The sequence below is a fragment of the Phaeobacter sp. JH20_08 genome (assembly GCF_048056635.1).
In the GTDB taxonomy this organism is placed as follows: Bacteria; Pseudomonadota; Alphaproteobacteria; order Rhodobacterales; family Rhodobacteraceae; genus Phaeobacter; species Phaeobacter bryozoorum.
Genome location: NZ_JAYMVV010000007.1, coordinates 158,073 through 180,924, shown reverse-complemented (window position 1 = coordinate 180,924; position 22,852 = coordinate 158,073). Strand labels below are relative to the sequence as shown.

General features: G+C 60.6%; 22 protein-coding genes and 1 pseudogene. 12 read left to right on the top strand and 11 right to left on the bottom strand.

All coding sequences use genetic code 11. The features are described from left to right. Positions 1–30: 30 nt before the first annotated feature. From VWY75_RS08865 to VWY75_RS08845, 5 genes are all read right to left on the bottom strand, one after another. Entirely contained in the window at positions 31–1,317 is a 1,287-nt protein-coding gene (locus VWY75_RS08865; RefSeq protein WP_416537526.1) for a TRAP transporter large permease, read from the bottom strand. Further along, positions 1,314–1,868 (bottom strand): TRAP transporter small permease subunit, encoded by a 555-nt coding sequence (locus VWY75_RS08860; protein ID WP_340547435.1) that lies wholly within the window; start codon positions 1,866–1,868, stop codon positions 1,314–1,316. Before VWY75_RS08860 ends, VWY75_RS08865 begins: the two co-directional genes overlap by 4 nt. 26 nt (positions 1,869–1,894) lie before the next feature. Next, entirely contained in the window at positions 1,895–2,932 is a 1,038-nt protein-coding gene (locus VWY75_RS08855) for a TRAP transporter substrate-binding protein (protein ID WP_340547434.1), read from the bottom strand. A gap of 20 nt (positions 2,933–2,952) precedes the next feature. Then, on the bottom strand, positions 2,953–3,783 hold the full coding sequence (locus tag VWY75_RS08850; protein WP_416537525.1) for a putative hydro-lyase: 831 nt from the start codon (positions 3,781–3,783) through the stop codon (positions 2,953–2,955). 77 nt (positions 3,784–3,860) lie between these two features. Beyond that, on the bottom strand, positions 3,861–4,763 hold the full coding sequence (locus tag VWY75_RS08845; RefSeq protein WP_416537524.1) for a LysR family transcriptional regulator: 903 nt from the start codon (positions 4,761–4,763) through the stop codon (positions 3,861–3,863). 536 nt (positions 4,764–5,299) lie between these two features. Here VWY75_RS08845 and VWY75_RS08840 point away from each other — a divergent pair. The 8 genes and pseudogenes from VWY75_RS08840 to VWY75_RS08805 form a co-directional block, all read left to right on the top strand. Further along, a pseudogene (locus VWY75_RS08840) lies at positions 5,300–5,443 on the top strand (IS5/IS1182 family transposase); the annotation flags it as partial. Beyond that, complete coding sequence (locus VWY75_RS08835; RefSeq protein WP_340547540.1) at positions 5,421–5,570, top strand: hypothetical protein; 150 nt, start codon at positions 5,421–5,423, stop codon at positions 5,568–5,570. The pseudogene VWY75_RS08840 and the gene VWY75_RS08835, both read left to right, overlap by 23 nt. A 654-nt stretch (positions 5,571–6,224) precedes the next feature. Further along, entirely contained in the window at positions 6,225–7,352 is a 1,128-nt protein-coding gene (locus VWY75_RS08830; protein WP_416537522.1) for a CaiB/BaiF CoA transferase family protein, read from the top strand. Positions 7,353–7,424: 72 nt separating this feature from the next. Continuing rightward, a complete protein-coding gene (locus VWY75_RS08825; RefSeq protein WP_416537521.1) occupies positions 7,425–9,413 on the top strand; it encodes a CocE/NonD family hydrolase in 1,989 nt (662 codons plus the stop codon). A 211-nt stretch (positions 9,414–9,624) separates the two neighbouring features. Continuing rightward, the gene (locus tag VWY75_RS08820) at positions 9,625–10,629 is read left to right on the top strand and encodes a glycosyltransferase family 2 protein (protein ID WP_416537520.1); all 1,005 of its coding nucleotides are present in this window, start codon (positions 9,625–9,627) and stop codon (positions 10,627–10,629) included. Continuing rightward, positions 10,626–11,027, top strand: a complete 402-nt coding sequence (locus VWY75_RS08815) for a GtrA family protein (RefSeq protein ID WP_340547428.1) — start codon at positions 10,626–10,628, stop codon at positions 11,025–11,027. The genes VWY75_RS08820 and VWY75_RS08815 overlap by 4 nt, the downstream gene beginning before the upstream one ends. A 16-nt stretch (positions 11,028–11,043) precedes the next feature. Continuing rightward, positions 11,044–11,829 (top strand): hypothetical protein, encoded by a 786-nt coding sequence (locus VWY75_RS08810; protein WP_416537519.1) that lies wholly within the window; start codon positions 11,044–11,046, stop codon positions 11,827–11,829. Further along, a complete protein-coding gene (locus tag VWY75_RS08805) occupies positions 11,829–13,289 on the top strand; it encodes a hypothetical protein (protein ID WP_416537518.1) in 1,461 nt (486 codons plus the stop codon). The genes VWY75_RS08810 and VWY75_RS08805 overlap by 1 nt, the downstream gene beginning before the upstream one ends. 94 nt (positions 13,290–13,383) lie before the next feature. On the opposite strand, the gene nadC is transcribed toward VWY75_RS08805, so the two are convergent. The 3 genes from nadC to nadA are packed head-to-tail and all read right to left on the bottom strand — an operon-like array spanning position 13,384 to position 16,961. Further along, positions 13,384–14,238, bottom strand: a complete 855-nt coding sequence (gene nadC / locus VWY75_RS08800) for a carboxylating nicotinate-nucleotide diphosphorylase (protein WP_416537517.1) — start codon at positions 14,236–14,238, stop codon at positions 13,384–13,386. Continuing rightward, the gene (locus VWY75_RS08795; RefSeq protein WP_416537516.1) at positions 14,235–15,905 is read right to left on the bottom strand and encodes an L-aspartate oxidase; all 1,671 of its coding nucleotides are present in this window, start codon (positions 15,903–15,905) and stop codon (positions 14,235–14,237) included. Before VWY75_RS08795 ends, nadC begins: the two co-directional genes overlap by 4 nt. Before the next feature lie 3 nt (positions 15,906–15,908). Then, positions 15,909–16,961 (bottom strand): quinolinate synthase NadA, encoded by a 1,053-nt coding sequence (gene nadA, locus VWY75_RS08790; protein WP_340547423.1) that lies wholly within the window; start codon positions 16,959–16,961, stop codon positions 15,909–15,911. Positions 16,962–17,307: 346 nt separating this feature from the next. On the opposite strand from nadA, the gene VWY75_RS08785 reads away from it, so the two are divergent. Genes VWY75_RS08785 through VWY75_RS08775 form a run of 3 tightly spaced genes read left to right on the top strand, consistent with a single transcriptional unit; the run spans position 17,308 to position 19,534 of the window. After that, positions 17,308–18,012, top strand: a complete 705-nt coding sequence (locus tag VWY75_RS08785; protein WP_340547422.1) for an ABC transporter permease — start codon at positions 17,308–17,310, stop codon at positions 18,010–18,012. Between the two features lie 5 nt (positions 18,013–18,017). After that, positions 18,018–18,734 carry an ATP-binding cassette domain-containing protein gene (locus VWY75_RS08780; RefSeq protein WP_416536613.1) on the top strand — a complete coding sequence of 239 codons (717 nt, stop codon included), beginning with the start codon at positions 18,018–18,020 and terminating at the stop codon, positions 18,732–18,734. Further along, positions 18,731–19,534: a substrate-binding domain-containing protein gene (locus VWY75_RS08775; protein ID WP_416537514.1), complete on the top strand. Its 804-nt coding sequence runs from the start codon at positions 18,731–18,733 to the stop codon at positions 19,532–19,534. Before VWY75_RS08780 ends, VWY75_RS08775 begins: the two co-directional genes overlap by 4 nt. A gap of 142 nt (positions 19,535–19,676) precedes the next feature. Here VWY75_RS08775 and VWY75_RS08770 read toward each other — a convergent pair whose 3' ends face one another. Genes VWY75_RS08770 through apbC form a run of 3 tightly spaced genes read right to left on the bottom strand, consistent with a single transcriptional unit; the run spans position 19,677 to position 21,938 of the window. Further along, positions 19,677–20,153: a DUF6505 family protein gene (locus VWY75_RS08770; protein ID WP_416537513.1), complete on the bottom strand. Its 477-nt coding sequence runs from the start codon at positions 20,151–20,153 to the stop codon at positions 19,677–19,679. Next, entirely contained in the window at positions 20,153–20,860 is a 708-nt protein-coding gene (locus tag VWY75_RS08765) for a DUF4444 domain-containing protein (RefSeq protein WP_340547535.1), read from the bottom strand. Before VWY75_RS08765 ends, VWY75_RS08770 begins: the two co-directional genes overlap by 1 nt. A gap of 13 nt (positions 20,861–20,873) precedes the next feature. Next, positions 20,874–21,938: an iron-sulfur cluster carrier protein ApbC gene (apbC, locus tag VWY75_RS08760; RefSeq protein ID WP_340547418.1), complete on the bottom strand. Its 1,065-nt coding sequence runs from the start codon at positions 21,936–21,938 to the stop codon at positions 20,874–20,876. A gap of 129 nt (positions 21,939–22,067) precedes the next feature. On the opposite strand from apbC, the gene VWY75_RS08755 reads away from it, so the two are divergent. Beyond that, positions 22,068–22,850, top strand: coding sequence for a hypothetical protein (locus VWY75_RS08755; protein WP_416537512.1), 783 nt, complete (start codon positions 22,068–22,070; stop codon positions 22,848–22,850). Positions 22,851–22,852 lie beyond the last annotated feature (2 nt).

The window sequence follows — 22,852 nt, the reverse complement described above, 5'->3', positions numbered from 1 at the left end:
TTGGTGAAATGCGGCCCCTTAGGGCCGCGGTTATCGCTGGATGGATTCCGGAAGGTAGAGAGCGATCTGAGGGAACGCGAGTAAGGCCGCTACCATAAGCAGCATCACAAAGACGAACGGGATGGTACCCAGCATCACGTCGCTCAGTTTCCCGCTCTTACGTGCGCCTTGCACGACATAGAGGTTCAAGCCGACCGGGGGTGAGATAAGAGCCATTTCAACGAGAACGATCATCATTATCCCAAACCAAATCACATCGTACCCAAGCGCCGCGACCAGGGGCACGATGATCGGGATCGTTACAACCATCAGCGACAAGGTCTCGATGAAAAATCCGAGTACAATGTACATGCAGACAATCACCAGCATGGTCATCAATGGTGAAAACCCAAGCCCATTGAGCAGAGCCTGAAGTTCCGCGCCCAGACCGGCCGAGGCCAGTGTGAAGTTCAGGAAAGACGCCCCAATGATAACCAGCATGATCATGGAGGTGATCTTGATGGTGCCAACGATGCTCTCACTGATCATCTTGATTGAAACGCCACCAAAGGCTGCTGCGATGAGCACTGCGCCTGCAACACCAACTGCCGCTGCCTCTGTCGGAGTGGCCCACCCCATGTAGATGGTCCCGATGATAGCACCGAAAAGGATGACGATGGGGATGAGCTGAAAAAGTCCGCGGATCATCTCGGCGATCGGGAACACCCGTCGAACACCGCCCAATTCGGGTCGGATCATACAAATGAGCACAGTGATGAGCATGAAGCCCACCGCAAGCAAAAGACCTGGCATGAGACCCGCGAGAAAAAGTTGCGGGATAGATGACTGCGTCAGGAAACCGTAGACGATAAGGTTGATTGATGGCGGGATCATGATGCCAAGTGTACCGCCAGCGGCGATGGCCCCTGAGAAGAGCTTTGGGTCATACCCGAGCTTTTCAGCCTGTGGCATGGCGACCGTTGCGACGGTCGCGGCCGTCGCGACAGACGAGCCCGAAATGGCCGAAAACATCGTCGAGGTAGCCACATTCGCGTGGACCAGCCCCCCTGGCATCCAAGACACCCAACGGTCCAGCGCGGCGTAAGTTCTGTTGGCGATACCGCTGCGGACCAGGACCTCACCGAGCAAGACAAAGAATGGAATGGCGATCAATGTGGCATTGTTTGATGTCGACCAGACCAAGTTTCCGAGTCCTTTGGTCAGCGGAAAAGGGCTGAAGAATGCGTCGATTCCGAAACCAAGGAGGAATAACACGATCCCAACAGGGATTGAGAGCGAAAGCAGGGCCAGCAGGCCGACTGAAATTGACCAAATCATGTGTGGATCTCCGCGTCTTCTTCGCCGACGATCCCGACGGCAGCTTCGGATTTTTCAAATTCACCGCGCAACACCAGCATGACTGCGGCTACCAACGTGAGCCATGCGATGAACGCAAACCAAAGCCAGCCCGCAAACCACGGTAGTTGAACCAGTGCCAGAGGTGTCTCCAGCGGTGTATTGGCGCGCGAACTGTTTATGATTGACCGCTCAACGACAGGCCAGGACCTGATGGCAATCACGGTGACGGTGCTCGACAAGACGAACAGAGAGAACAGGTCGAAGAGGGACCGTCCGAGGGCGTTGACACGCCCCCGGAGAATATCGATCCGAATGTGACTGAGTTCGAGCAGGGCAAATCCCATACCCCAGGACGTCACAACAGCCATGACGTAGCCACTTATTTCATCAGTTCCGCCGAGAGTGCCTCCCAACTGCCTGATCATGATTTCAGCGATGATGAACACGACACATGTCAAGAGCAGAACACCAATCAGCATTGCTACTGCTCGATTGAGCCGCTTCATCGTCGCAAGTATTTTCTCGGGCATTGGAAGCACTCCCAGGGAACTATCTGTTATTCTACGGCAACAGACACGCCGACGACTTGACCGACGCTAGTGTTCCACCGCTTGGCCCAATCAGCACCTGCGCGTTCAGCCCACGCCGGGAGAACTTCGCTGACCAGGGTTTCCCTCGCGTTGTTGAAGTCTTCTTCCGAAACTTCGACAAGCTTCATGTTACGCGTTTCGCCAGATGGGCACTCGCCATTCCCTGTCAAGCAGGCGATGTCATTGACCAGCGCGTCTTGAGCGACTTCCCATGCAGGCTCCTCAAATTCGGCTGACACCTGGGTTTGGATCAATTCCTGAGTTTCGGTGCTTAGAGAATTCCATTTGTCCAGATTGATGGCGGTGACCACCGGATCCCAACCACCCAAGGGGATGGCCAAAAGATTGGTAGATACTTCCCACCACCCAGAGCTGTAGCCAGATCCGGCACCAGTTACCGCGCAATCGACCACCCCTTTCTGGAGAGCACCAGGTACTTCGGCAAAGCTGACGTTGACACCCTCAGCTCCAAGGGCTTCGAGGAACTTGGCGGTCATACGCCCAGAGGCACGGACCTTTAGGCCCTTGAGGTCAGCAAGAGAGTTCACGTCACCATTGCAGAATACGACCTGTGGTGGGTAGGGCGCGATCGCCAGAACGTGACTGTTGAAGCGGTCCCGATAGATGTCGCTAACCATCGGACGTGCAGCATCGACCATCGCGCGGGCTTCGTCGGCCGTAAGTGCAAGCAGCGGGACATCCAGACCTTCGAGTTCTGGCGCATCGGCCACTGCATAGTCGCCAACTGTCATTGCAACGTCATAAACGCCGTCCCCGAGCAGACGGAAAACGTCTCCAACCCCAAGGTTCATTTGGTTGTGCGTGGTCAGGCTTACGTTGATTGATCCACCGGAAGCTGTTGGAAGGGTTTCCGACCAGAAAGGTGCTTCAAATTGTTTGTGAAGTGGCAAGCCGGACCAACTGCCGACGACAGCCAAATCTTCTGCGATTACAGGCGATGCAAGCAATGCGGTTGCCGCCAAATATGCAGTGAATTTTCTCATCTTAGTTCTCCTGTTTGGACTTAGTTTGATTGATGATTGTCGGGTGCTAAGATCGGATTCTCTGCATCCTGCGGTATATCGGTAATCAGCATATGACCCGGCTTATGTGTGATGCAGAGAGGGAGTTTGGCCTGCTCGATAGCTGCCTGTGGAGTAACGCCGCAGGCCCAGAAAACGGGTACAAACCCGGCTTCCACTGGCGCTGGATCGCCCCAATCAGGGAGGTTAACGTCTTGAATCCCGATTTCCGCAGGATCGCCCCAATGCACTGGTGCCCCATGCGCAAGGGGGTAGTTCTTAGAAATGGAGATTGCGGTTTTTAGCTGATCTTCAGGAATTGCCCGCATGCTGACGACCATCGGACCGCCAAACGGGCCCGATGGAACGGTTTCGATTGATGTGCGGAACATTGGCACTGTTTTGTTATTATTAATGTGCCACAGTTGAATGCCTGCATCATTGAGTGCATGCTCGAATGTGAAAGAGCAACCCAGAGCAAATGCGACCAAGTCGTTGTGCCAGATGTCTCGAATGTTCCCGACAGTGCTTTCCAGCTTCCCGTCACGATAAATATTGTAAGCCGGAACATCAGTGCGAATATCGATGTCCCTGCCCATGGTGAACATCTTTGGATTCCCAGTGTCGGAGACACCGGTCAACGGACATGGCTTGGGGTTGCGTTGGCAGTAGCGCATGAAGTCCAGGGCGGACTCTGAGGGCATGATTGCGATGTTGGCTTGAAGAAATCCGTTACCCAGCCCAGCTGTGTGAGAGTGGTAGCTGTCGCGGCGAATAACGTCTCGAATTTCTGCTAGAGGTTTTTGGACAAGTTCTGCATGTGAGATTGGCAAAGTACGATTCCTCCCAGTGGTGGGAGTATCGATCTGGGTTAACATAAAAACAAATTAAAAAGATCTTCGCAATCCCATTAAAGTTTTTTATCGTCGAAGCTTCGTGCAGTGGCGCTTGCGATGGCCGCTGCGGTTTCTAGTAGATGGCTCTTTGGTTCACCGAGGAAAGACGCTGAGAATTTCAGGGGGTTTGGGCGCCACCCAGGATCGAACTCGCAAATTCGCCCTTCAGATACGAAGCGCTGCCCCAAGACACGCGGCAATGCAGCGACGCCCAAGCCAGATTCAACTAAGCGAAAGCAAGCTGATAGCGAAGAGGAGGGGAAGAGTGAGTAGTTTGGACCCAAATGTTCAAGAAGTTCAGAGCGCAATTCCCGAAAAGGACGCGTATTTCTTGCATATGTAAATATGGGCTTTTCTAGGTATCGAGACGGTTGGTCGTTGGAGCTTTGGTCACTTTCGGCTCGGTACCAGGCAAGATCCACTTCTGGTAACTCGACGTTGTCGACAGAGTACTCAGAAATTGGCCCTAGTAAGACGGCAAGGTCGATCTCTCTATCAAGCAACATTGTACGGAGGTTGACCGATATATCGACGTTGATCTCGATTTCGAGGGCAGGATACATTCGATGAAGCTCTTCAATGAATAACGGTAACCAGCATTGAACGATAGTTTCGGAAACTCCTAGGCGAAGATGGCCCTCGATACCTGAGGGATCCATAACATCTCGTTGCACGAGCTCTGAAAGCTGTTCGAACTGTTTTGCATAGCGGGCGAGAATATCCCCTCTCTTGGTCAAAAGAACGCCTCCACTCGTTCTTTCAAACAACTCCACGCCCAAGGTGTTTTCTAGGTTTTTGATCCGCGTAGTCACGGCTGGTTGTGTCAAGCCTAGCTCATCGGCTGCCTTGCTAAATCCACCGAGGCGCACGACGGTCAGAAATGCCCGTATTTGTTCTAAGTTGAGACGAGTGTTCATTTGGTTCTGTTCCTGTCTTCTCCGATAGAGGTCGTTCGGAAAATGCTTCATTGAGGCTTGCTGTGTTCGCCGCGCAAGGTATCGTATAAATTTCATTTATGAAATTTGAGATTTTTTTTGATTTCTATTGATGTTCGGCAACGTCGATAGGTTCGAGGGGCAGTCATCTAACCTTCGTCACAGCAAAGGATCACATTCATGCCCCGGAAAATACTAGTACCGATCGCACCGGATCACCCGACCTCCAGTGACGAAGTGCTCAGTCGGGCCAAAAAGCTTGTTAAAGAGTGGGGGAAACATTGCCTTGACCGTGATGGAGATGTGGCCCGAGAAATATGAACAGTTGAGCTAGGTGGATTTCCCGTTCCTCATCCGGCAGTGTGCCGGGACGAAGGAACAACGATGGCAAGACGACCCAGACGGAACCACAGCCCTGCATTCAAGGTGAAAGTCGTATTGGCAGCTTTGAAGGCGTTGTTGCAGAACTCTGAGTGTTAAGGATTCACATCACGAATCCATGCGGTTAGACGGGGCAGATGAGCAAGCCCGCACCTGCCCGCTACCGTACGACGAATTGGTTCAGCTACAACGATGCGCTCAGAAAGCGCGGGTCGCTTCTGATCTGGTTGGACAAAGAGATGACCTGGCTCGCGCCGCATGATGGCAGCCCCGGTCGCCCATCTGGAGCTGGCCACGGCGGTGCAGATCCTGGTCGAGACCTGCGATCTGCCGTTGGAGACGGCGCTGGAGATGGCCACGAGCCGACCGACGGATTTGATCAGGCGGCCCGATCTGGGGCGCTTGTAACCCGGCGCGCGCGCCGATGTGCTGCATCTGAACGACGCGCTGGAGCTGCAGCAGGTCTGGCAGGGCGGCTTGGCGCTGTAGCTGCTGTTGCATCGTGTCGCTCAGCGATGCCTCATACGGTGGAATTTGGCGCCAACTGTTCTGCTGGTTCCGGACGCCCTGCTGGTCTGCTCTGAGGTCATCGTTGCTCCTTTCTGCAACGCAGCTATATTGCAAATATGAAATGGATTGTCCTCGTTTGTGGAATATTACTCATCTTTGCAGCTTGGCTAATCGTTCAAGTGGGCAAAGGCGTGTTCTTCACCCATAGCGGTTTTGCGGAGTGGGATGAGGAGTTTTTGGCAGCGTATCGAGAATGTTGTTTTATGACCGATTTGCGATCAGCAGCACCCTTCGCTTTGCTTGGATTAGTATTGCTTGGGTTCGTAGCGTGGAAATTCTTCCGGAATTATGCTAACCGATCGCAATCATCACACTTAAGAGAGCAACATCCGCTTGTTCCGCCTGGCCACTCCCTTCTTAAGACTCTCCGCATGTTTTGATCAAATTATTTGCCCGCAGAGGAATGGATAGGCTAAGTCTCTGTCAGAACACTCTGCCGTGCCTTGGCAGGGGGATGTCCCGCAGATCGCGGGCGGACTGACAGGAGTGCCCATGACACCGCTTGCAGGTTTGAAGGTGGTCGAGCTGGCCCGTATTCTTGCGGGGCCATGGATTGGCCAGTCGCTTGCCGATCTGGGGGCGGATGTCATCAAGGTCGAAAGCCCCGAGGGGGATGATACCCGTCGCTGGGGCCCGCCTTTTATCGAGCGCGACGGTGATAAAACAGCGGCCTATTACTATGCGGCGAACCGGGGTAAGTCCTGCGTAACTGCGGATTTTCGCACTGAAGACGGCAAACAGACAGTGCTGGAGCTGATCCGGGATGCCGATATCCTGATCGAGAATTTCAAGGTCGGCGGGCTGGCGAAATACGGGCTGGATTATGACAGTCTGAAAGCGGTCAATCCACGTCTGATCTACTGTTCGGTGACCGGCTTTGGGCAGGATGGGCCTTATGCGACGCGGGCGGGCTATGATTTCCTGTTGCAGGGCATGTCCGGGTTGATGTCGATCACCGGTGCGCCGGATGGTGAGCCGCAGAAGGTTGGGGTGGCGATCACCGATATTGTCACCGGGCTTTATGGCACCATCGGCATTCTGGCAGCGGTGGAACAGCGCCATAGAACCGGGCAGGGGCAGCATATCGACATGTCTCTGCTGGATTGCGCCACCGCCATGCTGGCCAATCAGAACATGAACTATCTGGCAACCGGCACCAGCCCGACCCGGATGGGCAATGAGCATCCCAATATTGCGCCCTATCAGGTGATGGCGGTGCGCGACGGGCATGTGATCCTTGCCGTTGGCAATGATGGCCAGTTTGCGCGGCTTTGCGAGGTTTTGAACATGGCGGCGCTTGCGGTTGATCCGCGCTTTGCCTCCAACCAGGTGCGGGTGGCGAACCGGGGCGAATTGACACCGATGCTGGCGGCAGCGCTGGCGCAATGGGGGCAGGCGGATCTCTTGGCGGCGCTGGAGGCCGCGACCGTGCCTGCGGGGCCGATCAACACCATTGGGCAGGCGTTTGACGATCCGCAGATCAAGCACCGCCAGATGCAGATTGCGCCGGAGGATGTGCCGGGCGTGCGTGGTCCTTGGGTGTTTTCCGATGCGGAGCTGGCGCTGGAGAAATCCGCGCCAATCCTGCCGGTGGCGCAGGATATGTCGCAGGGAGACTAGACCTCCGGATAGCCTGCCGATTGGGTGGGCGGCAACAGCTTGAGATTGAAGCAGACAGGAAGAGGGCGCGCCATGGCGATGGAGATCACCGGAGTTGAACATCTGTGGATCCCGCTGCCAGATGGGCGTCGGCTGGCGGCGCGGATGTGGCGGCCAGCGGCAGAGGGGTGTTATCCTGGGATCCTGGAATATCTGCCCTATCGCAAACGCGACGGCACTGCGCCGCGCGATGCCACCACGCATCCGGTCTTTGCGGCTGAGGGCTATGTCTGCCTGCGGGTGGATATCGCCGGCACGGGCGATAGCGAGGGGGTGTTTGACGATGAGTATTCCGAACAGGAGCTGAGCGACGGCGAGGCGGTGCTGGCCTGGCTTGCGGCGCAGGCCTGTTGCGATGGGAATATCGGCATGATCGGGATTTCCTGGGGCGGCTTCAACGGGTTGCAGCTGGCCGCGCGTCAGCCAGAGGCGTTGAAGGCGGTGGTCAGCGTGGCCTCAACGGTGGACCGCTATGCCGATGATATCCATTTCATGGGGGGCTGCCTGCTTAGCGATAATGCCAATTGGGCCTCGCAGATGTTTGCCTATCAAACCCGCCCGCTGGATCCCGACCTGCGCCCGGACTGGCGCGAGGCCTGGGTGGAGCGGATCGAGACGCTGCCGTTTATGGCCGCGGACTGGCTGTCCCACGCGCAGCGGGATGATTTCTGGAAACATGGATCGGTCTGCGAGGATTGGTCTGCGATCAAGGCGCCAGTGCTGGCGATCACCGGCTGGGCCGATGCCTATGTGAATGCACCACCTGCACTGGCGGCCCATATGCAGGCGCCCGCCAAGGCGCTGATCGGCCCATGGGAGCACCGCTATGCCCATATTTCCAAGCTGGAAGGGCATGATTTCCACGGCGAGGTGCTGCGCTGGTTTGATCGCTGGCTGAAGGGCGCAGACAGCGGCGCGGAGGATCTGCCGGATTATCGCACCTACATGCAGGAGCATTTCAATCCGACCAAGGAAAACAAACCCCGGCAGGGGCGCTGGATTGCTGAGACTGCATGGCCCTCCCCGAATGCGCGCGAGGTGGTGCATCATCTGGGACAGCAGGGGAGGTTGCAGGCGGTGCCGGGTGCGGGGGAGGTTGTGGTGTCCAATCCGGCAACCCTGGGCATGGGGAGCGGGTATTTCTGCGCAGGTATGCGGATCGACAATGAACTGCCGGGCGATCAGGCGGGTGATGATACGCTGTCGGCCTGTTTCGATACGGCACCGCTTGAGACCCCGTTGGAGTTGCTGGGTCGGGCGCGGCTGCGGCTGGCGTTCTCTGTCGACAGACCGGTGGCGCAGGTGATGGCGCGGCTGTGTGATGTGGCGCCGGATGGGGTGTCGCAGCGCATCACCTATCGGGGACGCAACCTGTGCCATGACGACAGCCATGAAACCGCCGCGCGGCTGGTTCCCGGCAGGCGCTATGAGGTGGAGTTTGCACTTAATGAATGCGCGCATCGTTTGAGGGCTGGGCATAAGCTGCGGCTGGCGCTGTCGACCTCCTATTGGCCGATCATCTGGCCCGCGCCCGAGCCTGTGGCGCTGACCCTGCATCTGGAGGGCTGTGCGCTGATCCTGCCGGAACGTTTGGTCGCTGAGGAGGTCGAGGCGCAGGCGCCAAGCGCCGCGCGGGATTATCCGACCTATCAGGCAGAGGTCACCCGCGCCCCATCCGGCACATCGAACACCTATGAAGAGGCCGACGGCACGCTGGTGCTAGAGACTTTTGATGACTATGGCGCGGCCATTGACCCGGTGCATGGGATGGAGGTCGGCAGCCATGTCGCCATGCGCTATGCGGTGCATCCGGATGATCCGGCCAGCGCCACCTTTACCAGCCAGTGGCGGTTTACATTCGCGCGCGGTGACTGGCAGGTGCAGGTCGATACCGACAATGAGATGCGCGGTGATCGGGAGGATTTCCATCTCTGGCGCAGGGTTGTCGCCTGCGAAGGTGCCGGGCAGACCGAAGTCTGCGTTAAGGAATGGAGCGAGAGCCTGCCGCGCGATTGTTTGTGATTTCGCATCAAATCCTGTTAAAAATCGCTGTTTTTCCCCGGATTGACCCCCAGTTCGCCACGGTTTGGCCACGTTCTGTGACCAAAAACGGAACTGCGCGTTAACCATTTCGGGTGAGAATACCCCCCTTGAGATGTTTTCATCGCGCTGGAATGCCGGGCGGATGGTCCCCCGGTTGTGAGCAGACGATAAACAGAATTGGGGCGAGAAGGTGCATCTATCCGTTGTTGTACCCTGCTATAATGAGGAAGAGTCCATCCCCCTGTTGGTGGATCGGTTGGTGCAGGCAATCGAACCTTGGGCGGAACGGGCCGAGATCATTCTGGTCGATGATGGTTCCAGCGATGACACCTGGGCTGCTATGGAAGCGGCGCATAAGCGTCATCCGGTGGTGCGGGGCATCCGTCTGTCGGCCAATCGCGGCCATCAGGTTGCGCTGACGGCTGGGCTGGAGGCGGCGACCGGCGCGCGGATTTTCATGCTGGATGCCGATCTTCAGGATCCGCCGGAAATTCTGCCCGACATGATGATGATGATGGATCGCGGCTATGACGTGGTCTACGGCCGCCGCGCCGAGCGGCAGGGGGAAACCCTGTTCAAGAAGGCGACGGCCTATCTGTTCTACCGTTTTCTCAATACGCTGTCGGATGTGGATATCCCCAAAGACACCGGCGATTTCCGTCTGGTCAGCCGCCGCTCGCTGGATGCGGTGCTGAAAATGCCGGAACGCGCGCGGTTCATCCGCGGCATGTTTGCCTGGGCCGGATTTCACCAGATTGGTCTCGAATACATCCGCGAAGCCCGTGTCGCGGGGGAAACCAAATATCCGTTCAAGGCGATGCTGCGCTTTGCCACCGATGCGCTGACCGGGTTCTCCACCAAACCGCTGAAAATGGCCACACGGCTGGCGTTTTTCAGCCTGTTGGTGACCGTGCTGATGGCGATCTATGTCTTTGGCTCGCTGATCCTGTTCAACACCGTTGCCGGTTGGGCCTCGGTTCTGCTGGCGATCTCTTTCTTCTCCGCGATCCAGCTGCTGACGCTGGGGATCCTCGGCGAATATGTCGGACGGCTTTATATGGAGAGCAAACAGCGCCCGCTGTATTTCCTGTCGCAGCAGACCGGGCATCCCGCCGCCCATGCGGTCGATTTCATCGGCGACAGCCGCGCCGTAGCGGCGCCACTGGCTGAACCGGCCCAAAAAGAAGCGTCATGATCCGCGCCGCCGTTCAGAAAGATCTCGGCCAGTTGATCCGCTTCGCCATTGTCGGCGTCTCGGTTGCAGCGCTCTATGTGCTGGCGTTCCTGGGGTTCCTGCATATCGGTCTGGCGGCGGGGCTGGCCAATGCGCTGGCTTTTGGCCTGGCGGTTCTGGCGCAATATGTCGGCCAGACCGTCTGGACGTTCCGCCAGAAGCTGGGCCAGCCGGACCAGGCGCTGCGGTTTGGCTGCACGGTCGGCCTTGGGTTTGTGACTTCGGCGCTGCTGACGGGTGTCATCGGTCCGATGCTGGGCTGGCCGGAGTGGCTGGCGGCGACCACCGCCGCAGTCTGGCTGCCGGTTCAGAACTACCTGTTTTTCAAGATCTGGGTCTACGCCGGACACGGCGCGTAAAGAGGAGTGGCAAGAAATGTCGCATGTGTATTCAAATGAATTCTACGATTACATCGAGGCCGGCGCGCGCAGCTCGGCGAAGGCGCTGATCGCGGCGGTGCAGCCCTGGCTTGGCGCGCGGAGCGTGCTGGATCTGGGCAGCGGTCGCGGTGTCTGGCTCAGTGAATGGGCGAATTCCGGCGTTGCTGACATCGCCGGGGTGGACGGCGATTATGTGGATCGTAACCGTCTGGCGATCCCGGCGGGGTGTTACCATGCGGCGGATCTGACTGGCGAGTTTGATCTGGGTCGGCGGTTCGAGCTGGCGCAGAGCCTGGAGGTTGGTGAGCATCTGCCGACGGCGGCCTCCGCAACCTTGGTTGCGGGGCTGACGCGCCATGCCGATCGGGTGCTGTTTTCGGCGGCTGTTCCGGGGCAGGGCGGCGAGTTTCATATCAATGAACAGCCGCTGTCCTTCTGGCAGGATCTCTTTGCCGCGCGGGGCTATCGGGCGTTTGACTGCGTACGCCCGGCGCTGAGAGAGGCCGAGGGGGTAGAACCCTGGTATCGCTACAATACTGTGCTCTATGTGAATGAAGCGGGGCGTGCGGGTCTGCCGGAGGAGGTTCTGGCAACGGAGCTTTTGGCGGGGCAGCCGGTGCCGCCTGCGGGCAATCTTGGCTGGCGGCTGCGCCGGGGGGTGGTGTCGCTGATGCCGCAGTTGATGGTGACCCGGATCGCACAGATCCGCGCTGCGATCATCGCGCGGCAGGCCCGGGCGGCAGGGCTGGTGGGTGCGGATACGGCAAAGGGCACAATATAATGACACTGGTGATGGACAGCCCGGTTGTGGCGCGCCGGGACGCTGCAACGCCCCTGCTGGCGACAATTGCGGTGGCCTTTTTCGGGCTGCTGATCGCGGCGGTGTTCCAGCTGCCGGATCCGCTGATCCGTCACGATGATTACCCTGCGCTGTTTGGCGATGCAGAGACCTATTATGTCAAAACCCTGATGGAGGGGCGCTGGGTCAATTACCTGTGGCACCTGCGCGAGACACTGTTACCGAGCTGGGCCAACTATCTGATCTACAACGGGTTATGGGCGGTGGTGCTGGGCTGTCTGGCGCATAATGCGCTGGGGGCCGGGGCGGCGCTATGGCGCAAGGGCGCGGTGGCGCTGATTGCGGGGCTGTCGGCGCCTGCGCTGCTGATTTCACTGTGGTTCAACACGCTGATCCCGGGCATGGCGATCCTTGCCATCTATGCGCTGGCGACCACGCAACTGTCGGATCGGGCCTGCCGCTGGCTGCTGGTGCCCTTTGTGCCGCTGGCGCTGACCGCCTATACGACCTATCCGTTTTTTCTGCTGGCACTCTGTCTGACCCGTGCGGACACGCAGCGCTCTGCCCGGGATCTGGCATCGCTGCTGGGGCTGTTTATCCTGTGTTTTGCGCTGGCGATGGCGTCGATCTATACGCTGAACTACCTGTTTCACGGTGTCTTCGGGATCCCGATGGCGGAGTGGCGGATGCCGAAGCCGGCGCATGATCTGGCATCGCTGCTGGCAAATATCGGGCTGATCGGTGATTTTCTCGGCAGCTCGGCCTCGCTGGTCTCGTTCCACTTCCTGCCGCTGACCGTATTTCAGGTGGCGCTGTTTGGCTGGGCCGTCTGGCTGGTCGGCAGATCCGACCCCTGGCGCGCGATCTATCCGCTGGCGGGGATCTGCCTCGGGATGGGGTTGATCTTTGTGCAGACGATCAAGACCGGAATCACCCTGCCGCCGCGTGTCTCCGGCTTTGTATGGCTGTATTACGCGGTGCTGCTGGGGCTGCTTTCGCAGGAATTGGCGGCGCGGGGCGGCGTCTGGGACCGCATCGGACGCAATCTCCTGGCTTTTGTGGCGCTGATCTACCTGGCGTTCAACCTGCTCCAGCATCGCGATGTGACCGCCTGGCAAGCCGACAGCCGCAGGATGGCCGATCAGATCCTCCCGGTGGAAGGTCCGATCTATGTCACCGGCACCTATCTGTCGCTGCCATCGGGCAAGAAATCCGGCTTGCAGCACGATCTGTCGGTGGCCTTTCGCCTGACGCAGCTGACCGGGCGTGATGTGGTGATCTGCGCGATGACACCGACGGCCTGCGCCCATCTGCCGGTGGAGGTTCAGGCCGGTGCCAAGGGGCCCGACTATGAGGTGCGCAATCTGGACGTGGGCAGCGTGGTGATGTTGTCGGCAACGCCGATCCGTGCGGCGGCGCATAACGTGCCTGCGGGCGGCTGAGGACGGCGCAAAGAACATCAAACGAGAAACGGGGGCGTGCGGGCCCCCGTTTTTCTGATCAGGTCTGGTCAAGAAACCAGAAGGTGCGAAGACCTCAGAAATCGAGACCGAGATCCAGCGTCTGCGCCGAATGGGTCAGCGCGCCGGAGGAGATATAATCAACCCCCGTGGCTGACACCTCGGCAATGCGGTCGCGGCGCATATTGCCGGAGGCTTCGGTGACCAGATGACCTTTGGCCATCGCCACGGCCTTCGTCAGGGTTGGCGTGTCCATATTGTCGAGCAGCACCACATCGGCGCCGCCCGTCTCCAGCACCTCCTGCAACTGTTCGAGGGTGTCCACCTCGATCTCGACCTTCATCATGTGGCTGACGTTGGCCGTGGCTGCGCGCAGGACGGCGGCGACACCGCCTGCAGCGGCGATGTGATTGTCCTTGATCAGGATCGCATCGGAGAGAGCGTAGCGGTGGTTGTATCCGCCCCCATGCAGGACGGCCTGCTTTTCGACCATGCGCAGACCGGGTGTGGTCTTGCGGGTGCAGGTGACGCGGGTGGCGGTCCCCTTGGTCTCTGCCACGAAGGAGGCCGTCAGGCTGGCGATGCCAGAGAGGCGGCCTGCAAAATTCAGCGCCACACGTTCGCCCGAGAGGATCGACGCGGCTGATCCTGCGATGGTCATCAGGGTCTGACCGGGAGTGCAGGGGCTGCCGTCAGCCACGCGCGTTTCGATCTTCAGCGAGGGATCAACCAGATGAAAAGCGATACGGGCAATCTGCATACCGGAGACAACGCCGGTATCGCGTGCATTGAGGCGGGCCTCATAGGTGGTGCCTGCCGGGATCACCGCGCGGGTGGTGATATCCCCGCTCTGGCCGAGGTCTTCCAGCAAGGCAGCGCGGACCAGCGGTTCCAGGATCAGGTCGGGCAGAGTGGCAAAGGACGGGGTCATGTCGGATCCTTGACGGCGGCGGCGCGGATCGCACGCGCCTCGGTGAGGGTAATACGGGTGCGATGGGCCTGCGCCGGGTCGGCCTCAGGATAATCGTCGCGGAAATGGCCGCCCCGGCTTTCGCGGCGGTCCAGCGCGGCGGCAGCAATCAGGGTGGCGGTGGCGCACATATTGGCAAAGCTCTCGTCGTCGCCGAACTCTGCCAGCAGCTCCTCGATCGTTCTGAGGGCGGTTTTCAGCCCGGCTTCGTCGCGGCGCACACCGACATGGGCGGTCATGGTTTCGCGCAGGCGGGCGATGGCGCTGGCCGGGGCGGCGGGCGTTGTGGCAGGGGCGAAACTGAGGGACAGTGCAGGCGGCGTGCGCATCTGGTCCGGTTGCGGGCCAAGTGTTGCGGCAATGTCCCGAGCAGCGGTGCGGGCATAGACCAGAGCCTCCAGAAGCCCGTTGGAGGCAAGCCGATTGGCGCCATGCAGCCCGGTCGAGGAGGCTTCGCCACAGACCCAGAGACGGCCGAGGCTGGCGCGCCCCTGCATGTCGGTGTCGATCCCGCCCATGTGATAATGGGCGGCAACCGCCACCGGGATCGGGTCCGCAACGGGATCAATACCGGCGCGGGCGCAGGTCTCAGCCACGGTTGGAAAGCGGGTCAGCACCTCGGCGCCAAGAGCTTCGCGGGTGTCCAGCATCGGGCGACGGCCGGCCTGGGTTTCGGCAAAGATTGCGCGGGCGACGATGTCACGGGGGGCCAGTTCGGCGTCCGGGTGTGCGGCCAGCATGAAGCGGATGCCGTCCTTGTTGATCAGCGTGGCGCCATCGCCGCGCAGCGCCTCGGTGGCGAGGGGCGCGGGGTCTTCGCCGATGTCAAAGGCGGTGGGGTGAAACTGGACAAATTCAGGATCGGCAATGCGGGCACCGGCGCGGGCGGCAAATCCGATCACTTGGCCCCGGATGCGGGGCGGGTTGGTGGTATGCGCAAACAGCCCCCCGGAACCGCCCCCCGCCAAAAGGATCGCAGGGGCACGGATCAGCACGGGCACCGAGGTGCCGCCAGCATCGCTGACCCAGACGCCGGTGACGCGGTCGTCTGCCACCTCCAGCCGCACGGCCTGGGTGCCTTCGTGGACCTGAACCGAGGCTGTGGCGCGCACTGCGGCGATAAGCGTTTCCATGATCTGCCGACCGGCCTGATCGCCTTTCACCCGGACAACACGAGCCATGGAATGGGCGGCCTCGCGGCTCATGACAAAGCCGCCGTCAGCGGTGCGATCAAAGGGTGTGCCAAGGTCGGTCAGATCGAGAATATGATCCTGGGCAACCTGTGTGACCATGGCGGCGACCTCGGCGTCGACAGTGCCAGCACCGGCGCGCACCGTATCGGTGGCGTGGGCGGCAGGGCTGTCGGCCTGATCCATCGCAGCGGCAACGCCGCCCTGCGCCCAAGCCGAGCTGGCGCCCTCGCCAAGTGTTTCGGGTGAGATCATCAGCACCGGCCGCGGGGCCAGTTCGAGGGCGGCATAGAGCGCGGCCATCCCCGCGCCAACGATCACCACGCGATCAGTGTCACAGGCGGCGGTGGCTTCGGTCAGGGCCTGCACATCCAGCTGGGCCTCTGCCGTGTTGTCGGCCTGATGGTCAGAGACGACCTTGGCGCCGGGGGTGTCCAAGGATCAGATTCCCAGTTTCTGGCTGAGATCAATCATCCGCTGCACCGCCACACGGGCCTTTTCGGCGACCTCGGGATCGACTTCGACCGGTTCGGACATCGTGTGCAGCGACCAGAGGATTTTCTCCAGCGTGATCTTCTTCATGTAGGGGCACATGTTGCAGGGGCCGACGAATTCAACCTCCGGCAATTGGTCGGCAATGTTCGAGGCCATCGAACACTCGGTGATCAACATCGCCTTTTCGGGCTTTTCGTCGGTCACATATTTGATGATGCCACTGGTGGAGCCGGAGAAATCGGCCTCATTCACCACATCCGGGGGGCATTCGGGATGTGCAATCAGCCGGGTGCCGGGGTTCCATTCGCGGAAATCGCGCAGGTCCTTGGCGGTGTATTGCTCGTGCACGATGCAGGAGCCTTCCCACCAGACCACGTTCTTTTCCGGCACCTGCTGAGCGATGTTCTGCGCCAGATACTGGTCCGGGGTCATGATCACCGTGTCGGCGTCCTGTGCGGCCACGATCTGGGCCGCGTTGGAGGAGGTGCAGCAGATATCGGAGGCGGCTTTGACTTCAGCCGTGGTGTTCACATAGGTGACAACCGGCGCGCCGGGATATTTCGCCCGCATCTGGGCGATGCCCTCTGCGGTGATCGATTCCGCCAGCGAACAGCCGGCCTCCATATCGGGGATCAGCACGATCTTGTCGGGGCTGAGGATCTTGGAGGTTTCGGCCATGAAATGCACACCGCATTGCACGATGACGTCGGCCTCCACCTTGGTGGCCTCCATGGCGAGCTGGAGGCTGTCGCCCACCACGTCGGCGACCCCGTGGTAGATTTCAGGCGTCATGTAGTTATGCGCCAGAATCACAGCGTTGCGTTCTTTTTTCAAGGCGAGGATGGCGGCGACATAGGGCGCGTAGGTGGCCCAGTCGACGGGGTTCACCACCCGGTCCATCTTGGCGTAGATCTCTGACATCTCTGCGGCCAGAGCAGGATTTGGCGCAAGGTCATAGTGATTGGCGAGCTGATCGCGCATGGTTTGCAGATCGAACATGGCATTTCCTCAAAGCTGCGCCTGACGTGGCACTTTGGGGAATTCTTGTTTCATGTTCACATTTAGCACGCAAGCGAGTGCAGCCGCTTTGTTGCGTAAAAACCGGAAATCCTGATGCAAATCGGCGGCAATCGGGGCGCATCGGCAACCTGACGCTGGGGGCGGCGCCAAGACCATCTGACCATCGGGCGATGTCAGCGCAAACAGTGCGCGGTCAATTTGTCCAATTTTCACACCCGGTGTCGTTTTTGTCTATTGGGCGGGCTGATATTGTGGTTTGCAGATAGCGTTCACACAGTATCGGGAAGCGGTAAGACCGGTCCCACAAGGGAGAAAATCCGCCTCCATGTCTGATCTCTGGGAAGGATTGGTCCAGGCCTTTTGGCTGGTGGTCACGCTGGATGGCGATCTGGTCGAGATCACGCTGCGTTCGTTGCGGGTCACTTTGACCGCGTTGCTGGTTGCCTCGGTGATTGCGCTGCCGCTGGCGGCGCTGCTGTCGGTGCGCCGGTTTCGCCTGCGTCGGGTCACTATTGCGGTGCTCAACGCCCTGATGGGGCTGCCGCCGGTGGTCGTGGGGCTGGTGGTCTATGTGCTGCTGTCGCGGGCCGGTCCGTTCGGGGTACTGGGGCTGCTGTTCACCCCGACCGCGATGATCATTGCGCAGGTGATCATCATCGTGCCGCTCATCGCCTCGATCGCGCATCAGTCGCTGCGCGATCTGTGGAGCGATTACCACGATCTGCTGATTTCGCTGAATGCCAGCCAGAGCCAGCGCATTGCGACGCTGCTGTGGGACGGGCGGCGGGCGCTGCTCACGGCGGCGCTGGCCGGGTTTGGTCGCGCGATCGGTGAGGTTGGGGCGATCATGATCGTTGGCGGCAATATCGACCATGCCACCCGGGTGCTGACGACGGCGATTGCGTTGGAGACCGGCAAAGGGGATTTTGCCATGGCGCTGGGGCTTGGCTTTGTGCTGATCGCGTTGGCGGTGGCGGTGAATCTGACCATCCACTGGCTGGGTCAGACCGAAAGCGAGGGCCGCTGGTGAGCAAGGTGAGCAGTCTTTTTCCGCTGGTTGTCGAGGCGGCGCAGGTGCGCCGCCGTGGCAAGACACTGATAGGTCCGGTGGATCTGCGGCTGGACGGACAGGGGACGACCATCGTGATCGGGCCGAATGGTTCGGGCAAGACCTCCCTGCTGAAGATGCTGCATGGCATCCTGCGACTGGGGCAGGGGCGGATCAGCTGGGGCTGCGCTATGGCCGAAGCCCAGCGGCGCCAGGCCTTTGTGTTTCAGACGCCGGTGATGATGCGCCGCTCTGTGGTGGAAAATATCGCCTATCCGCTGCGGCTGAACCGGGTGGCCCGCAAGGTGGCGCTGGCCGAGGCCGAGATCTGGGCTGAGCGGATCGGTCTGGGCGGCGATGCGCTGCACCGGCCTGCGGTGCTGCTGTCGGGCGGTGAGCGGCAGAAACTGGCGCTGGCTCGGGCCCTGATCCGCAAGCCGCAGCTGCTGTTCCTGGATGAGCCTTGCGCCTCGCTCGACGGGCGCGCCACTCGCGAAATCGAGGAGATCCTGACCGAAGCGGCAGCGGCAGGCACCCGGCTGATCATGTCGACCCACAATATGGGTCAGGCGCAGCGTCTGGCGGATGAGGTGCTGTTTGTTCTGCACGGTCAGATTGCCGAGTTTTCAGCGGCGGAGGCATTTTTTACCCGGCCCCATACCGAACAGGGCCGCGCATTTCTAAGAGGAGATATTGTCGAATGAAACGGATTGTGCTGGTGGCACTGGCTGCGCTGACAATGGGGACGGCGACGCTGGCTGAGGAGATGAAGCTGGCGGTGACCACATCCTTCCACAACTCCGGTCTGGCAGAGGTTCTGCTGCCGCAGATCAAGTCGGATCTGGGGCTGGAGGTGCAGCTGTTGGTGGTAGGCACCGGTCAGGCGATCCGTCTGGGCGAGGCGGGCGATGTGGATGCGATTCTGGTGCATTCGAAGAAGGCCGAGGAGGCGTTTTTGGCAGGCGGCAACGGCACCCATCGCCGCGAGATCATGTATAATGATTTCGTCTTTGTAGGCCCCAAGGCGGACCCGGCGGGCATTGGCCGCGCGCAGTCGGCAGCGGAGGCACTGCAAAAAGTGGCCGCATCCGAGGTGGCTTTTGTCAGTCGCGGCGATGACAGCGGCACCCACAAGAAAGAGCTGAGCCTGTGGGCCGCGGCGGATCTGTCACCTGACGGATTTGGCGGCTGGTACAACGCTGTTGGCGCAGGCATGGGGGCAGCGCTGAATACAGCCTCTGGCATGGGGGGCTACATCATGTCGGACCGCGCAAGCTGGCTCAATTTCGCCAACAAGGGCGATCTGGCGTTGCTCTATGCGGGGGATCCGGTGCTGTTCAACCAATATGCCTATCTGCCGGTCAACCCGCAGAAACACCCCCATGTGAAGGCAGAATCCGCAGCCCGGCTGGAAGCCTGGCTGGTGTCGGATACCGCCAAGGAGCTGATCAACGGCTACCAGATCAATGGCGAGGCGCTGTTTGTGTTCAACGCGGCGCCATAGGCGATAGCGGCATCCACAGCGGTTGCAATGTGCAGACGCCGCGCCTGAGCGCGGCGCCTGGCCCAACGGGAGCGGGGGGCTTTGACCCGCCGCACTCCGGGCGAGAGGGGCCGGTTGCGGGCTTCGCGCCGTGCGTGGTCAATCAGTCGTCGGTCACATGGATGGCGAATTGTTCCAGGCCCGCCTCCTGCGGCTCGATGCTGCGATAGCTTTCCTTGACGCCCGCCTCTGTCAGCTCGCGCATCACCGTCAGCAGCGTATTGGGCGCGTGATCGGCGCAGAGTTCCGCCATATGTGCCAGCTCTTCCGCAGCCACCGGGCGGGCGGCGGCCAGATCCGGGGCGCCGTAGTAGCTGACGAAATGCGCGGCCAGCAGATCGGTGAGGCCTGCCAGCTCGCTCTCCTCGATCCGCGTCACCGCAACGAAGGTGACACGCCCGCCGGTTTCCAGCCCCATCCAGCCATTGGCAAAGGCCTGGCGCTGCTTGCCGATCAGGTCGGCCTCTTCCCAGTTGGAAAACTCAAACCCGCCCGAAATACACCATTCGCCGGCGCGGGCCGGGCTGGCAAAGACGTTCTGATCGCTCTCGTCGAAATGAATGGCGCGGGCAAGCTGCATCACGGTGTCTCCAGTAGGGTGGTCAGGGGGATCAGATGGGTTGTCGCCTCGTCCCGCAACAGCAGGCCGAAATCTTCGTCCACGCCGAGGAAGGTGCCATTCAGGCCCGCATGGGTGACGGTTTCGCCAATATCCTGGGCAAGGCCGCGCCAGGTCGTGTGCACCGGCTCCGTGCCGTCCTCTTCCCAGCGGTTGATCCAGTGCAGCGCGTGGCGGGCCCAGCTTTCCAGCAACTGGCCTGCATCCACATCGGCGCAGCCCTCGGCATAAAGCGCGGTATCCTCGGGACGATCGCCGGTTTCCCCGTCGCTCGGCGGCCAGAGCGGCAGGTCGAGGCCGATGACCAGCCAGTCTGGCACCTCTGATGGCGCGGTTGTACTGGCGGCGGCACGCAGCCGACCGCAGCGACCGCCGTTGATGCGCAGACCGCCGTCCCATTGCAGATGCACCGCCACCTCGGGCGGGGCCAGCGCGCCAAGGGCGTTTTGCAGTGCAATACCGCAGACCGGAAGCATGGTCATGGCCTGCCGCAGGGCAACCTCGGGCGCAAAGACAAAGGCCGCCTGAAGCCGGTCATGCAGCAGGTTATGCACCACCAGACCTGCGTCGCAGCCCAGAACCGCCTTCTGACAGGCGATGGCAAAGGGATCGTCGGCCCCGCTGAGCGCAAGCCCCTCCATCAGGGGGGGGAAGCTGAGGTCGCTCATTTCGGCCATCGGATCAGGCCTGACCCTTGGCGATCAGATCTGCCGCCAGATCATGGAACGCCTTGGCCTGCGCGCTGTCGGGTTTGCTGACCGCAATCGGCGCGCCACCGTCGGCGGCAACGCGCACATCCAGATGCAGCGGGATCTCCGCCAGCAGCGGCACATTCAGTTTCTCAGCCTCGGCAGCAACGCCGCCATGGCCAAAGACATGTTCCTCATGCCCGCAGTTGGAGCAGATATGCGTGGACATGTTTTCCACCATGCCGATGATCGGCACGTTGAGTTTCTGGAACATGTCGATGCCCTTGCGGGCGTCGATCAGCGCCACATCCTGCGGGGTGGACACCACGATGGCGCCGTCCACATGCGCCTTTTGCGCCAGCGTCATCTGCACATCACCGGTGCCCGGCGGCAGGTCCACGATCAGCACGTCCAGCGCGCCCCATTGCACCTGCATCATCATCTGCTGGAGGGCCCCCATCAGCATCGGGCCGCGCCAGACAACCGCCTGATCCTCGTTGGTCATCAGGCCGATCGACATCATGGTGACCCCGTGGTTGCGCATCGGCAGGATGGTTTTGCCATCCGGGCTGGCGGGCCGACCGGAGACCCCCAGCATCCTGGGCTGCGAAGGGCCGTAGACATCAGCATCAAGCAGGCCGACACGGCGGCCCTGAGCGGCCAGGGCACAGGCGATATTCGCCGAAACCGTGGACTTGCCGACGCCGCCCTTGCCGGAGGCAACCGCGATGATCCGGTCGACGCCGGGAATTTTCTGCGGTCCCTGCGGCTGGGCGGCCGGTTTGGGCTTCAGGTCCGGCGGCGCCTTTTCGGAATGGGCCGTCAGCATGGCCGAAACCTTGCCCGCGCCGGGCAGCGCCGTCACCTTGGCGTCGGCTTCATCGCGCACGGGCGCGTAGATATCGGATTTGGCCGGGTCGATTTCCAGCACAAAGCGGACTGTGCCCTCTTCGATATTGAGCGCGCGGACGATGCCAGCGGCGACGATATCGCTGCCGGACACCGGGTCTTTGATGGTCTTGAGCGCCTCTAGGACAGTTTCACGAGTGAGGGACACGCCGGGGTTGCTCCTTATTGGGGCGAGCTTGGTCTAAGCTGGCTTGATTGTTTTTGATGGCCTGCGGGGCTTTTGGCCCCGGCTGTAACGGCTCTTGACGGGGATGTAGGTGGTTTCCTAGCATTTCATATGGTCTGGGTATGTACTCTTTTGCGCGGTTACGCGGGAATACTGGCGATAATTCTGCTTGCGCTGATCCTGCGACCGGCCAGCGGACAGGCCGAGAGCGATCCGGCAAAGCTGCGACTGGCCGCGCCTGCGCCACTGGTGGAGACCGGGGTGCTGGGGTTTCTGTTGCCGCGGTTTTCGCTGAAGACGCAGGTGCGGATCGAACTGGTCGACAGCAATGATGTCGCCGAGATGATGCTGGGCACGACCGGCCAGCCCGTGATGGAGGGGGACGGGACCGTCTGGCATCTGGAGCTGATCGCGCCGGATCACGCCGGGGCGCGGCGCTTTGCAGACTGGCTGACCTCTGATGTGGGCGCGCGCACGATTGCCGCCTTTGCCCCCGAGGGGCGCCAGATGTTCCGGGTGCCGAAGCAGGCAAAGGCCGCGGTGGCTGTGACCACATGGGACGGCGACGCCGGACGCGGATACGATCTGTCCAAATCCCACTGCGGGCGCTGTCACGCGGTGGAGGAGGCCGGACGGATCAACAGTATCGGCTCGACCCCGTCGTTCTATGTGTTGCGCAGCCTCGCCAATTGGGAGGAGCGGTTTCAGGCCTTCTACGCGCTGAACCCGCATCCCGCCTTTACCCAGATTGCCGAGATCACGCCGCCCTTCGACGAGGCACGCCCCTCGCCGATTGTTCCGGTCGAACTCACGCTGGACGAGCTGGAGAATATCCTCGCCTATGTGGCCGTGCTCAGCCCCGCGGATCTGGGGGCGCCGTTGGAGCATAAGTAGCG

Bases quoted from the DNA above. Each gene is read 5' to 3' on its own strand.
- VWY75_RS08810 (WP_416537519.1), top strand. From the start codon at position 11,044: ATGTCGCATGTGTATTCAAATGAATTCTACGATTACATCGAGGCCGGC.
- VWY75_RS08805 (WP_416537518.1), top strand. From the start codon at position 11,829: ATGACACTGGTGATGGACAGCCCGGTTGTGGCGCGCCGGGACGCTGCA.
- VWY75_RS08835 (WP_340547540.1), top strand. From the start codon at position 5,421: ATGATGGCAGCCCCGGTCGCCCATCTGGAGCTGGCCACGGCGGTGCAG.
- VWY75_RS08815 (WP_340547428.1), top strand. From the start codon at position 10,626: ATGATCCGCGCCGCCGTTCAGAAAGATCTCGGCCAGTTGATCCGCTTC.
- VWY75_RS08785 (WP_340547422.1), top strand. From the start codon at position 17,308: ATGTCTGATCTCTGGGAAGGATTGGTCCAGGCCTTTTGGCTGGTGGTC.
- VWY75_RS08860 (WP_340547435.1), bottom strand. From the start codon at position 1,868: ATGCCCGAGAAAATACTTGCGACGATGAAGCGGCTCAATCGAGCAGTA.
- nadA (WP_340547423.1), bottom strand. From the start codon at position 16,961: ATGTTCGATCTGCAAACCATGCGCGATCAGCTCGCCAATCACTATGAC.
- VWY75_RS08825 (WP_416537521.1), top strand. From the start codon at position 7,425: ATGGCGATGGAGATCACCGGAGTTGAACATCTGTGGATCCCGCTGCCA.
- VWY75_RS08845 (WP_416537524.1), bottom strand. From the start codon at position 4,763: ATGAACACTCGTCTCAACTTAGAACAAATACGGGCATTTCTGACCGTC.
- VWY75_RS08765 (WP_340547535.1), bottom strand. From the start codon at position 20,860: ATGAGCGACCTCAGCTTCCCCCCCCTGATGGAGGGGCTTGCGCTCAGC.
- nadC (WP_416537517.1), bottom strand. From the start codon at position 14,238: ATGACCCCGTCCTTTGCCACTCTGCCCGACCTGATCCTGGAACCGCTG.
- VWY75_RS08830 (WP_416537522.1), top strand. From the start codon at position 6,225: ATGACACCGCTTGCAGGTTTGAAGGTGGTCGAGCTGGCCCGTATTCTT.
- VWY75_RS08755 (WP_416537512.1), top strand. From the start codon at position 22,068: ATGGTCTGGGTATGTACTCTTTTGCGCGGTTACGCGGGAATACTGGCG.
- VWY75_RS08770 (WP_416537513.1), bottom strand. From the start codon at position 20,153: ATGCAGCTTGCCCGCGCCATTCATTTCGACGAGAGCGATCAGAACGTC.
- VWY75_RS08855 (WP_340547434.1), bottom strand. From the start codon at position 2,932: ATGAGAAAATTCACTGCATATTTGGCGGCAACCGCATTGCTTGCATCG.
- VWY75_RS08865 (WP_416537526.1), bottom strand. From the start codon at position 1,317: ATGATTTGGTCAATTTCAGTCGGCCTGCTGGCCCTGCTTTCGCTCTCA.
- VWY75_RS08775 (WP_416537514.1), top strand. From the start codon at position 18,731: ATGAAACGGATTGTGCTGGTGGCACTGGCTGCGCTGACAATGGGGACG.